Consider the following 12,526-nt stretch of genomic DNA (forward strand, 5'->3'; position numbering starts at 1 on the left):
CATGAAGCGTAGAGATTTTCTTCGTACCGCCATCCCCGCGGCCGTTGTGCCCGCCGTACTCAACGGTTTGCCGTTGAAGGCATTCGCCAGTTCTCCACTGGCAGAGGCGATCAGCGCCACCGACAACGACCATGTGCTGGTGATGATCCAGCTCAATGGTGGCAACGACGGCTTGAATACCATCATACCGCTCGATCAGTATGCGAACCTCACGCGGGCCCGGCAGAACATCCTGCCCCTCGCGAACCGCATCCTTCTGTTGAACGGTACCACCCTTACCGGCATGCATCCGTCCATGGTCGGTTTGCAGCAGTTGTACAACGACGGAAAGCTGAACATCATCCAGAGTGTCGGTTACCCGAACCCGGATTTTTCGCACTTCCGCGCGACCGACATCTGGCTTACCGGATCCGATTCCGACCAGGTGCTGACCTCGGGTGTGATGGGCCGTTACCTCAACTACGAGTATCCCAACTTCCCGACCGGATACCCCAACGCCGTAATGCCGGATCCACTGGCCATCCAGATCGGTTCCAGCGTATCGCTTGGGCTCATGGGACCTGCCGCCTACATGGGCATGTCGGTCACCGACCCGGATGATTTCTACCACATCATCAACGGTGTTCAGGATCCGGCACCTAATACGCCGGCAGGCGATGAATTGACCTATGTTCGGGGTATCGCGCGTCAGACCCGTGCCTATCAGTCCGTGATCGAAGCGGCGGCAGCGCGCGTTCCGACCCAGGCGACCGCCTATCCGGCTCCGGGTACCAACTACCTGGCCGATCAATTGAAGATCGTTGCGCGGCTGGTCGCCGGCGGTCTGAAGACCAAGTTGTACATGGTCAGCATCGGCGGGTTTGATACCCATTCAAGTCAGACGGAAGACGGAGACACTTCCATCGGAACCCATGCGGACCTCCTGCGTCAGCTATCGGAAGCGATCCTGGCATTCCAGATCGATTGCGCGTTCCTCAACATCGAAGATCGTGTGGTCGGAATGACCTATTCCGAATTCGGACGTCGCGTCAAGTCGAACGCCAGCTTCGGAACCGACCACGGCGCGGCCGCACCGGTGCTGGTATTCGGCAAGCAGGTGCAAAGCGGCATCGTGGGAGCGAGTCCGGTCATCCCTTACCAGGCAGGATCGAACAACAACCTGCCGATGCAATACGACTTCCGGTCCGTGTACGCGTCCATTCTCCAGGATTGGTTCTGCGTGCCTCCAACTGATCTGCAGACGATCCTGTTCAACAATTACCAGACGTTACCGATCATCAAGTCGTCGGCCTGCCTGGGCATCGGCATACACGAGTTGAATCAGGCGGCAGGGTTGCAACTGATATCCAATTCACCGAATCCCTTCTCGTCCAGTACCTACATCACCTACACCACGCAAGGCGGTCATACCCGCGTGCAGGTGTTTTCGCCGGAAGGTAAGCTGATCAAGAACCTGGTGGATGCGGAGCAATCCGCCGGCACCTACAAGGTGTGGTTCGAGAACGAGCATTTCGCTCCGGGTGTTTACTACGCCTGTTTGCAGAATGGCCCCATCGCCCAGGTGGCGAACATGGTCATTGTGCCCTGATCATTTTTGCGGGAAGAGCTGCTCCAGCACCTTTCTACGGTGCTCGAAAATGCCGTGTATCCTGTTCCGGATGTAGAGTGCGTTGAGCGCATCACCCAGCTTTCCAAGCGGAATCTCGTAGTGCACGATATCGGTCATTTCGGTGCCGCTTTTATGCGCACGAAAATGATGCTGGTGGTGCCACATCCGGTAGGGGCCCTTTCGTTGTTCATCCACGAAGAAGTGCGGCGCCTTGACATGCGTGATCTCCGTGATCCAACCGGCGCGGATACCCGCGACCGGCGTCAGGGTATAGGCGATGATCTGTCCGGCGTACGTTTTGTCCGGCAGGTCGGGCGTGACGATGCGGAAGTTCATTTCCGGCGGTGTGATCCGGGCCAGGTTGCGCGGAGTCGAGAAAAATTCCCAGGCCGCTTCCAGCGAAAGCGGTAGCACTTGGGTGGTGCTGAATCGGTGTACACTCATGTCGGAAACCCTAACAAGCGGCGCCTAAAAAGGTTCCTGGGATGCAGTATCTTGTCCCTGTTACCAAAGCCGATTGAAATCCGCTATGACCGCACGCGCCGAGGCCTTCGAACGACTGGCCACCATCATGGACGAGCTTCGCGCTCAATGTCCCTGGGACAAGAAACAGACGCTGGAATCGCTGCGCCACCTGACCATTGAAGAGACCTATGAACTGGCGGACGCGATCATCGACCGGGACCTTCCGGAGATCAAGAAGGAGCTGGGCGATATCCTCCTGCACATCGTTTTCTATGCCAAGATCGGGGAGGAGTTGGGCGCCTTCGATATTACCTCGGTCATTCACGGGCAATGTGAGAAACTGATCCACCGCCATCCGCATATCTACGGTGATGTCAAGGTTCAGGACGAAGAGGAAGTGAAACGCAACTGGGAAAAGCTGAAACTGAAAGAGGGAAATACCTCTGTACTGGACGGCGTGCCGACCAGCCTTCCAGCGCTGATCAAATCCATGCGTATCCAGGAAAAGGCAAGAGGTGTTGGGTTCGATTGGGAGAAGCCTGAACAAGTGTGGGAAAAGGTCGAAGAGGAACTCGGGGAGTTCAGAACCGAAGCGGATGCCGGTAACACGGCAAAGGCAGAGGAGGAATTCGGCGATATCCTTTTCGCCCTGGTCAACTACGCGCGATTCCGGAATATCAACCCGGAAGAGGCCCTGGAGCGGACCAACCGAAAGTTCATCCGCCGTTTCCAGTATATCGAAGAAGCCGCCCGCACTGCCGGACGGAATCTCAGCGACATGACACTGGCCGAGATGGACGTGTACTGGAACGAAGCCAAGCAATTACCGGATAGCCCTCGCTGATCGGATCATGGCGAAGCGGAACACCCTGCCCTGGAACGGAGACAGCCGGTATCCGCTGTGGGCGTTGGCGTTCCTTGCCTTCTTTTACGCTTCCATCAGCTTCGTTAACCATAGTTGCTTCCGAACCTTCGGACTCGACCTTGGATTGTACACCAATGCGCTGTACGATTACGCGCACTTCCAATTCAACGACAGTTCCAGTTTCCGTTCCGTTCCGGAGAACCTGCTTGGCGATCATTTCGATTTGCTGTTGCCGTTGTTCTCACCGTTCTCCTGGATCTTCGGTTCCTGGACTTTGCTCCTGATACAATGGGCCGTGCTGCTTTTCGGTGCCTGCGGGATCTACCGGTTTTCCATCTTGCGGACCGGGAGAATACTGGATGCCACCCTGCTCATGTTGGTTTTTGGACTTCACTTCGGCATATCGGGCGCTCTGAGTTTCGATTATCACAGCAACGTGGTGGCAGCCGCGCTCTTGCCCTGGTTTTTCGTCGGACTGCAGGAACGTCGTCCGCTGCTGCAGTGGCTCACGTTTACGCTGATTCTATTCGCGCGGGAGAACATGTCGTTGTGGATGGTCTTCGTTGCAACCGGTGCCTGCTGGTATTATCGTGACCCCGCTACACGAAAAGCGCTGTTGCTGAAGTCCCTGATCGCCGGCGGCTGGTTTATGCTCGTAAGCGCCTGGTGGATGCCGCAGCTGCACGAAGGTGGTGTCTTGTCGCAGTTTCGCTACTCGGTCTTGGGAAAGGATATAGCAAGCGCACTCACGACGATCGTAACGGATCCGGCCCTGGTGATCCGGACCCTCTTCACCGACCATCTTCCTGTTCCGGGATTCAAACCCGGGATCAAACAGGAGTTCTGGTTCATATTCCTCTTGTCGGGAGCCTGGATCCTGCTGCGTGTTCCCGGTTTTATCTGGATGGCTGTGCCGATCTTATTACAGAAGTTACTGAACGACCAGGTACAGGTCTGGGGGGTGAACGATCATTACAATGCGGAGTTCGCGCCACTCCTGGCAATCGGCGGAGCGATCGCGGCCGGGACCGTTCAACAAGTGCGACTCCGTACCGTTTTACTCGTCGGGTTGCTGGTGCTGGATATCGCTGCTACGATACGAACCATGGACCGGGTGCAGGCGTTCGTTCGCAGGGAGAATTTGCGGGTGTATCAGGCGCCGCATTGGAAGTCGATAGTTGATAAGAAGGCCTTGAGCGAAGCCCTCGGACGGATACCTGCCGACGTATCCGTTTCCGCCCACACCAACCTGCATCCACGGGTGGCCTGGCGCGACAGCGCGTTGATATTCCCGAAGACGGAGGGATGTCGGTATGTGCTCCTGCTGGAGCAAGGCAATCCGTTTCCGTTCACACAGGAAGATTATCGTCTTCAACTGGACAGCCTGCGCCATTCCGATGCCTATTCGCTCGTATTCGATCAGGATGGGGTGATCTTGCTGCGACGGAAGTGATGTCGCAGTATGGTTATTGGGATCATGAAAGCTTGATCCAGAGTCGGGAGTGAATGAACATTTTGCAGTTGAGCTTGTTTCGTCCATTATAGCTAAATTCGCAGCTGCTAAAAACAAACCTTATGCTTCAAATCGGACAAAAAGCCCCGGATTTCAAACTTATCAATACGAATAAAGAAGAGGTCACCCTGGCCAATTTCAAAGGAAAGAACCTGGTTGTTTTCTTCTTCCCCATGGCCTGGACCGGCGTGTGCACCAAGGAAATGTGCAGCATCCAGGAAGATTACAATGCCTATTCCGGCATGAATGCGGAAACGATCGGCGTTTCGGTCGATAGTTTCTTCGCACTCAAGCGGTTTGGTGAGGACAACAAGATCACTTTCCCGTTGCTTTCGGATTTCAATAAAATTATGATCCGCGACTATGATATGATTCTTCCGGACTTCGCGTTCGGCTATAAGAACGTAGCCAAGCGTGCCACCGTCGTTATCGATAAGGAAGGAATTGTTCGCTACATTGAAGTACTGCCCAATCCCGGCGAAATGCCGAACATGGATGCCATCAAACAAGCCGTTCAGCAACTGGGCTGATCCAACTGATCAAAGCAGGAAGCCGCTCCGACAAGGGCGGCTTTTTTGTTTCAGCTCATCAGGGCAATCGCGGCGCCCAGGAGCATGATGCCCAGCTTGTAGAGGTTAAACCGATGTTCCTCGTAGGACTCGAAAAGGATCGTCGTAGAGATATGCAAAAAGATACCGATCACCACCGCCATCGCCCGGTCGAAGAACAGCGAAAGATCCCCAGTGGTGTATTCGCTCAGTAACAAACTGGCACCCGCGCCCAGCGGCGCCATGGAAGCGAACAGCAACAGGTAGAAGAACGTGGCCGGCTTGCTGATGTGGGATGCGAGCAGCATGCTGGTCAGTGCCAGGGCTACCGGGATATGATGCAGGATGATACCGGCCAGCAGGGAGCGCTGGGTGTTGGCATCGGTGAAATGCTGGATCAGGGGCATGCCTTCCAAGAACGAGTGAATGCACAATCCGAGGATGACGCCTAACGGGAACGCGTGCTTGTGATCGTGTTTGTGGACGTGGATGTGACCGTGCTCGATCCCTTCCGAGAAGATCTCCAGTAAGAGTTGGAGAAAGAAACCGCCAAGGATGAAGATGCCGATGCCGGCGCCGCCGTTACTGTAAACCTCCGGCAGGAGGTGGAGCAGGCTGAGGGCGAACAGGTAGGCGCCACTGAACGACAGCAGTAGTTTGAGTGCGTTCGGAGGAATCCTCTTGATCAGGAAGATCAGGCTTCCACTGGCCAGGATGGAGGCAAAGAGCAGTAGGAATTCGAAGGATGACATGCCGGGCCGACGAAGTTACGATTCCGCCGCTTCTTGAAAAAGCCGTCAGGCAGGCTTGCCGGCCACCAGGATGTAACGGTCGGACCTCGCTTCGTCGAAGGGATTCAACTGATAATCTCCGTATTCCTGCAGGACCAGCAAGCCGGCCTTTTGCGCGAAGCGGTGAAAGTCGTCCCGATTGAAAAGCCGCACCTGCTCGGTAAACGTCCGTTCATCTCCGCCTGCGAAGAAACGCACTTCCTTCCGCACATGGTGCTCCGTAAAGTACTTCCTGCTGGTGAAGGTGATGCCGTCGATTTCCTGCTCAACGGTGTTCCCACCGGCGGCGCAGACTTTTTTGGCATTGAAGAAATCCACGATAATGCTGCCGCCGGGTTTACAGGCGACCGCGTTCGCCCGGAAGGCGTTGTAGTTCTCCCGTTCGCTTTCGAAGTATCCGAAACTGCTGAACAGGTTCAACACGTAATCGAAATAGTTCACCCGAAAGACTTCGCGCATGTCGTGCACGAAGAAGTGCAAACGATCGTTTTCGAATTGGCGATTGTGCGCGATGCTGGCTTTGGAAAGGTCGAAGCCGCATACATCAAATCCTCGTTTGTTCAGGTGGATGGAATGCCGGCCTTTTCCACAGGCTACGTCGAGCACCCGGGCCCCTGATCGCATCGGCAGTTGTCCGATCAAGCGGTCCAGGAACGCGGCCGCTTCCGTACCATCACGGTGATGATACAGGATGTGATAGTAGGGTGAATCGAACCAGGTTTCGTACCAGGGTTTCATGCATCACGAAGTTCGGTTTTTTCGGCCTTGCCAAATGGGCGGGAATGGAGGGCTTTCAACAAACGTGCATGGATTATTTGAGCATGTGACTGGGTTCGAGAAACGAATATTTGTAAATCTTTAACCTCCCGTCATGAAGCGCCCCAGCAGTAAGAAGCGTCACCGCGCCCGTCGCGCGCGACACGCACCGCCCGGTACCCCGCCCGGCAACATCCTGGTAGAGGAAGGCGCGCTCAAGCCCCGGATCACGGGCTTTTTCTATACCCCCGACTTTTTCGACGAACGACCCTTCAACAGTTTGTCCGAAGCTACCGCCGCGATCCAGTCCTATCCGGACCGGGTCGCCTGGATCGATGTGCAGGGTTTTGGCAGCCGTGCCTTCATGGAAGAGCTCGCCACCGCATTCGGTATCCACCGCCTGCAGATAGAAGATGTCGTCAATCAGTACCAGCGGCCCAAGGCCGACGAATATGATCAGCACCTGTTCCTGATCTCCCGCATCTTTCGCGAAATGGAGACGGGTTTGTGCAACGATCAACTGAGTATTTTCCTGGGCAAGAACATGGTGTTGTCGATCCAGGACCGGTACGACAATGTGCTCGATCCGGTGCGCGACCGGATCCGGCATGGAAAAGGGTTCGTGCGCAAGTATGGTGCCGATTACCTGGCCTATGCGCTCATGGATGTCGCGCTGGACAACTTGTATCCGATCCTGGAACACGTAGGCGACCGCCTCGACGAGCTGCAGGATGAATTGCTGCTGCGGCCTACGCGCGAGGCGCTGAACCGTATCCTCCAGATCAAGCGCGAGCTCATCGAGATCCGGCGTAGCATCTGGAGTGAGCGGGATAAGGTGAACGACATCCTTCGGTCGGCTTTCCCGCAAGTGCAGGAAGCCACGAAGATCTTTTTCCGTGACACCTACGACCACAGTATCCAGATCCTCGATCTGGTCGAGAGTTACCGGGAAGTCACGGCATCGCTGGTGGATGTTTATCATTCGTCGGTGAGCCAACGCATGAACCAGGTGATGAAAGTCCTGACCATCATCTCCACGATCTTCATCCCGTTGACCTTCATAGTCGGCCTTTACGGGATGAACTTCACGGACGTGCATCCGGTTACCGGCAAGGTCATGCCGCTCAACATGCCGGAATTGTACATGCCGTACGGTTACGTTACGGTGTTGCTGGTCATGGTCGTGATCGTGATCCTGCAACTCATTTTCTTTTATCGCAAAGGATGGCTATCGAAAGAATGATATGGAAGCACCCCTGGTGATCAAAACCTTCGCCGGACTCGAGTCCCTGTTGGCGGAGGAAGTAACGGCCCTCGGGGCAAGCGGAGCGAAGGCCGGCAAACGCGCGGTCTATGCCAACGGCGATCTGAAGACCGTGTACCGCATCAACCTCTGCAGCCGTTATGCGCTGCGGGTCTTGCAGGAAGTACATCGCTTCTCCGCTCCGGATGAAAAGGCCTTGTATGCGGGCGTACAGGAAGTGGAATGGAACCAGTTCCTGCCGGTGGACGGCTCACTGGCCGTCGACGCGGTGGCGTATCGATCCAACATGGACCATACGCAATACATCGCACTGAAGACCAAGGACGCGATCGTTGACCAGTTCCGCGACGCGTATGGAAAACGGCCGAACGTCGACATTCAACGCCCGACTGTCCGGATCCACGTTCACCTGGTGGAGAACAATGCCACTGTTTCGCTCGACAGTTCCGGGGATTCCCTGCACCGGCGCGGGTATCGCGAGGAACCGGCGGGCGCACCCCTGAGCGAAGTACTCGCGGCGGGCCTGATCGGTCTGACCGGCTGGAAGGGTGATCGCCCGCTGTACGATCCGTTCTGCGGCAGCGGCACCTTGTTGACTGAAGCCGTCTTGTTGGCGCGTCGTATCGCTCCGGGACGATTCCGGGAGGGCTTCGGTTTTCAACGCTGGATGAATTTCGACGCAGGATTATGGAGCGCGGTGCGCGAAGCCGCGCTAGCGCAGGAGTTGCCGGCATCATCGGTACCGGTATTCGGATCAGACCGCAGCTCGGTCGCGCTATCCTCGGCAAAGTCCAATCTGCGTACGGCCGGCATGGAACGCGACATCATCTTGCGCACGGGCGAGTTCGAACAACTGGAGCCTCCGGCCGACGGCTGCCTGCTGGTGATGAACCCACCTTATGGAGAACGCATAGCACATGAGGATATCCAGCGTTTATATAAAGGCATCGGCGATACGCTGAAACGGCAATACGCCGGCAGCGAAGCCTGGATCCTCTCGGCCAATCGCGAGGCGGAAAAGCAGATCGGCTTGCGCCCGTCCAAACGCATCCAGGTCTTCAACGGTCCGATCGAGTGCCGCTTTCTGAAGTTTGAACTCTACCGCGGCAGTCGCCGGGGTGGGGAATAGCGGAACATTGTTTCCGTAGCTTTGTTCTGATTCCAATGATCGCAGCACCCGCAATGAAGAAGATCGCCGTCATGACCACCGGTGGCGACTGTCCCGGACTCAATGCCGGAATCCGCGCCGTCGTCCGCTCAGCCATTCATCACGGACTGGAGGTAACCGGCATCCTGCGCGGGTACGAAGGGATGATCCAAAACCAGTTCATCCCGCTTCCGTCGCATGCCGTGAGTAACATCATCCAGCGTGGCGGTACGATCCTGAAGACGGCGCGTTCCGAACAATTCATGACCGTTGAAGGACGGGCGAAGGCGTATGAGAACCTGCGGACCAACGGAGTCGATGGATTGATCCTCCTCGGTGGCGATGGCTCCATTCGCGGCATTCAACAGTTTTTGCAGGAACACGATCTTCCCGTCGTCGCCGTACCGAAGACGATCGATAACGACATCTACGGAACCGATTACGCGATCGGTTACGATACGGCATTGAACACCGTCGTGCAGGCGATCGACAAGATCCGCGACACGGCCGATTCGCACGACCGGATTTTCTTCGTGGAAGTGATGGGACGTGATGCCGGCATGATCGCCGTGCTCAGCGGCATCGGCTCCGGGGCGGAAGCGATTGCCATTCCGGAAACGCGTACACGCATCGAACAGATCGTCCAGGTCCTGCAACGCGGCTGGCATCGTAAGAAGACATCCATGATCGTGATCGTTGCCGAAGGCGATGATGCCGGCGGAGCATACAAGATCGCGGACGCCGTGCGACAGCGTTTCGATTCCTTCGATACGCGCGTCAGCGTATTGGGACATATGCAACGGGGCGGAAGTCCGACCTGCTTCGACCGGGTGCTCGCCAGCCGGTTGGGAGTAGCCGCGGTCGACGCGCTGGTGCAGGGCCGACGCGACATCATGGTCGGTGTAATCGACAATAAGATCGCGGAAACTCCCTTTGAAACGGTCGTTGCGCGCCGCAAAGAATTCCCCTACGACCTCATGCGGGTCGCGGAGATCCTGTCACTCTGAGGAGAAAGGTTAAGCGCGGGTGATTTTCTCCAGGTATTCCCGGCTATCCGGGCCGAGATGAAAAAGCAGGTCCAGCGAACTAAGGTTAGGCAAAAAGCCGTGACGGTCGGCGAACGACTGGTAGTAGGAAGGAAACGTCCATCCGGTCTCCGCATCAATCTCCGACCATACTAATCGCGGGTCGTTGTCCGTGTATGGCGTGAACGATTCCGTGCGTTCGATCGGGTTATCCGCTTTCAACAGTTTCAGGACGCTACGCAGACAGGCTTCATTGAAATCCAACAGGTGTTCGGGTGAGTCTTTTCGAAAGCAGGCTTCGATCGTCTCTGCATAATACTCGAAGTAAGGCGCCTTGCCGTAAGCCGAACGGATACTCTTCCAGTGCAAGCATTTCCAATCGGTGGCGGTGGAAGTTTTCAGTTCGTCGATCGGGATCCTCCAGCGGTTGGTATGGTCCACCGGGATCACCAACTCGATCGGCCCGTTGCCGCCATAGACCCTGCAACGGTTGCGCCAGGTCTGTTTGGAATAATGCTCTTTCGCTTCGATCAGAATCGCGTTTCCGGACAAGCCTTTCTTCAGCCAGGAAATGGGAGGGAAGTAAGCGGTGGGGAGCAGCATTGCTTTTTAGTTGAAAGTTGAAGGTTCAAGGTTGAAAGTTGAAAGTTGATTGAAATGGGGGTTTGAAAGTGCGAATGATTGCGAAGTGAGTAAGAGAATCTTGAGATTTTGATATAGATGACGAATTATACCATATGATTGTTGGATCACTGACACAGGCCAACTTCAACAGTCTCCATGTACATAAGCAGCGTGATTCCTTCTACCTTCTACCTTCAATTTTCAATCTACAATTAAGAAATCATCGGCGTTCATAAGCCCCCAAATCCGGTCCCAAACCCTGCGGCCTGACAAGGCCTTCGAGATCGGTGTTGAGGATCGGGTCAATGGAAAGAAAAGCGGCGTCACCGGCATCGATGGCGATGCTGGTACTGTCGAGTTTGTAGATATTGTTGTCTACATCCTGGAAGCGCGGACTGTTGCTGCTGCCCGTAGCGCGGATGATCGCGTTGTAGAAGAGCGGGTTGGAAGTGGGGAAGGTGCCTTCGATCTTCAGCAGCGCGTGGTCGAACTTATAGTTGAACAGGCCGGGGGCGGCATTGGGAAAGGAGTCGATGCCCAGTTCCTGGTCGTTGTTGCCGTACACGATGCAGTTGTAATAGTTCGCGTCGATCCGTCGCACGTTGTTGCCGAAGTAGTTGTTCATCAACACGACCGGGTCCTGGCGGGATTCCTCCGACCAGAAGTTTGCAAAGGTACAGTGGTACCAGCGATAGGTGCCGCCGTAGAGCATGTTGGCCACCTGCAGTCCGCAGTTGGCAAAGGCGCAGTTGTACGCATCGATCACCGCCCCGCGCAGCAGGAGCGCGTTGCCGCTCATGTTCCGCACGAAGGTGTTTTCCAGGCGAAGCGTCGTTTCGCCCGCACCGAAGACCGTGTCGACGTGCAGGCCGATGTTGCCGTTCTTGATCACGCAGTTTCGTATGACCGAATTACGAGAACCCGGACCGATCTCGTTCGTGCCGTTGATCAGGTTGCTGCGTGTGATGTTGCTCAGCCAGATGCGGTCCCACTGTCCGGCGATCTCCTGGTAGTCGAAGCCGAGCCGGTCGCCCTGGATGGTGACCGGACTGCCGGTCGTGCCTTCCACCTTGAGTGTCCCGGAGGATAAGACGATGATGCCCGAGCCGGGATGTAAGTGGACATTCGTTCCCGCGTTGATCGTCAGCGTGCAGGCGGAATCGACCAGGGCGTAGCCATAGATGACATGCGGCTTATCGTTGTTCCAGGTGTCGTTACAATCCAGAAAGAAGAGCGGGGGAGAGCCGGCCGGCGGCTTGTGGAAATAAGCATCCTGTCCCCAGGCCACCAGGTCGATGTCCTGCAGGTTGCCGTTGGTCTCAAAGAGAATGGAATCCGTGACAACCAAAGGCGTATTCTGGTTGTTCGGGTCCACCGTTACTTCTACGAAGATGAAGATGCTGTCGTCGGCGCCGATCTCCACATCGCTGAACGATCGTCCGGGCAGGCCATCGACGTTCAGGCGGAACATCGACTGGTCGCCGGTAGCCAGGCGGATGGAACTGACCTTCACCGGCTGGTCGTTGCGGTTGTAAACGACGAAAACCTCCGTGGAACTACCGACCGTGGTGAAGACCGTATCGAAGATGACCGTATCGGTCGAAAACTCCAGCTTCGCGTCGCCGTCGGTGATGAATTCGTCCTTTTTACAGGAAGAAAATCCGATCAGCAATCCGAAAAAAGCCAGTAACAAGGCGTTTTTAAGGCTCATAGGCGGCAAATATACGGGAAAGGTGGGGGTGGGGATGGGTGGTTGGATGCGTAAGAATGTATAGTGTTCCGGGTTCCGGGTTCCGAGTTTCGGGTTGGTTGAAGGTTGAAGGTTGGAAGGTTGAGTGGCGGCGTTTGAGTGATTTGTGACTGGTAACTGGTAACTGGTAATTAGTAACTAGTAATTAGTAACTAGTAATTAGGAGTCT

General features: G+C 55.7%; 12 protein-coding genes. 7 read left to right on the top strand and 5 right to left on the bottom strand.

Annotated features, from left to right (window positions below; translation table 11 throughout):
- The first annotated feature begins 1 nt into the window (after nt 1).
- Nucleotides 2-1,588, top strand: a complete 1,587-nt coding sequence (locus IPJ96_07275; GenBank protein MBK7910150.1) for a DUF1501 domain-containing protein — start codon at nt 2-4, stop codon at nt 1,586-1,588.
- On the opposite strand, the gene IPJ96_07280 is transcribed toward IPJ96_07275, so the two are convergent.
- The gene (locus tag IPJ96_07280; GenBank protein ID MBK7910151.1) at nt 1,589-2,053 is read right to left on the bottom strand and encodes an SRPBCC family protein; all 465 of its coding nucleotides are present in this window, start codon (nt 2,051-2,053) and stop codon (nt 1,589-1,591) included.
- Between the two features lie 85 nt (nt 2,054-2,138).
- Between IPJ96_07280 and mazG the strand changes: the two genes are divergently transcribed.
- The 3 genes from mazG to IPJ96_07295 all read left to right on the top strand — a co-directional run bounded on the left by mazG (nt 2,139) and on the right by IPJ96_07295 (nt 4,982).
- Complete coding sequence (gene mazG, locus IPJ96_07285; GenBank protein ID MBK7910152.1) at nt 2,139-2,918, top strand: nucleoside triphosphate pyrophosphohydrolase; 780 nt, start codon at nt 2,139-2,141, stop codon at nt 2,916-2,918.
- Nucleotides 2,919-2,925: 7 nt separating this feature from the next.
- Nucleotides 2,926-4,392 carry a DUF2079 domain-containing protein gene (locus tag IPJ96_07290; protein MBK7910153.1) on the top strand — a complete coding sequence of 489 codons (1,467 nt, stop codon included), beginning with the start codon at nt 2,926-2,928 and terminating at the stop codon, nt 4,390-4,392.
- 122 nt (nt 4,393-4,514) lie between these two features.
- Nucleotides 4,515-4,982: a peroxiredoxin gene (locus IPJ96_07295; GenBank protein MBK7910154.1), complete on the top strand. Its 468-nt coding sequence runs from the start codon at nt 4,515-4,517 to the stop codon at nt 4,980-4,982.
- Between the two features lie 50 nt (nt 4,983-5,032).
- Here the strand turns inward: IPJ96_07295 and IPJ96_07300 are convergent, their stop codons facing one another.
- Nucleotides 5,033-5,752, bottom strand: a complete 720-nt coding sequence (locus IPJ96_07300; protein MBK7910155.1) for a ZIP family metal transporter — start codon at nt 5,750-5,752, stop codon at nt 5,033-5,035.
- Between the two features lie 45 nt (nt 5,753-5,797).
- Nucleotides 5,798-6,529 (bottom strand): class I SAM-dependent methyltransferase, encoded by a 732-nt coding sequence (locus IPJ96_07305; protein ID MBK7910156.1) that lies wholly within the window; start codon nt 6,527-6,529, stop codon nt 5,798-5,800.
- 133 nt (nt 6,530-6,662) lie between these two features.
- On the opposite strand from IPJ96_07305, the gene corA reads away from it, so the two are divergent.
- Genes corA through pfkA form a run of 3 tightly spaced genes read left to right on the top strand, consistent with a single transcriptional unit; the run spans nt 6,663 to nt 9,965 of the window.
- Entirely contained in the window at nt 6,663-7,790 is a 1,128-nt protein-coding gene (gene corA, locus IPJ96_07310) for a magnesium/cobalt transporter CorA (GenBank protein ID MBK7910157.1), read from the top strand.
- Nucleotide 7,791: 1 nt separating this feature from the next.
- The gene (locus tag IPJ96_07315) at nt 7,792-8,940 is read left to right on the top strand and encodes a hypothetical protein (protein MBK7910158.1); all 1,149 of its coding nucleotides are present in this window, start codon (nt 7,792-7,794) and stop codon (nt 8,938-8,940) included.
- Between the two features lie 53 nt (nt 8,941-8,993).
- Nucleotides 8,994-9,965, top strand: a complete 972-nt coding sequence (pfkA, locus tag IPJ96_07320; protein MBK7910159.1) for a 6-phosphofructokinase — start codon at nt 8,994-8,996, stop codon at nt 9,963-9,965.
- Between the two features lie 9 nt (nt 9,966-9,974).
- On the opposite strand, the gene IPJ96_07325 is transcribed toward pfkA, so the two are convergent.
- Entirely contained in the window at nt 9,975-10,586 is a 612-nt protein-coding gene (locus IPJ96_07325) for a WbqC family protein (GenBank protein MBK7910160.1), read from the bottom strand.
- Nucleotides 10,587-10,827: 241 nt separating this feature from the next.
- Complete coding sequence (locus tag IPJ96_07330) at nt 10,828-12,318, bottom strand: hypothetical protein (protein ID MBK7910161.1); 1,491 nt, start codon at nt 12,316-12,318, stop codon at nt 10,828-10,830.
- Between the last annotated feature and the right edge of the window lie 208 nt (nt 12,319-12,526).

The sequence above is a fragment of the Bacteroidota bacterium genome (assembly GCA_016713765.1).
In the GTDB taxonomy this organism is placed as follows: domain Bacteria; phylum Bacteroidota; class Bacteroidia; order AKYH767-A; family 2013-40CM-41-45; genus Pollutiaquabacter; species Pollutiaquabacter aromativorans.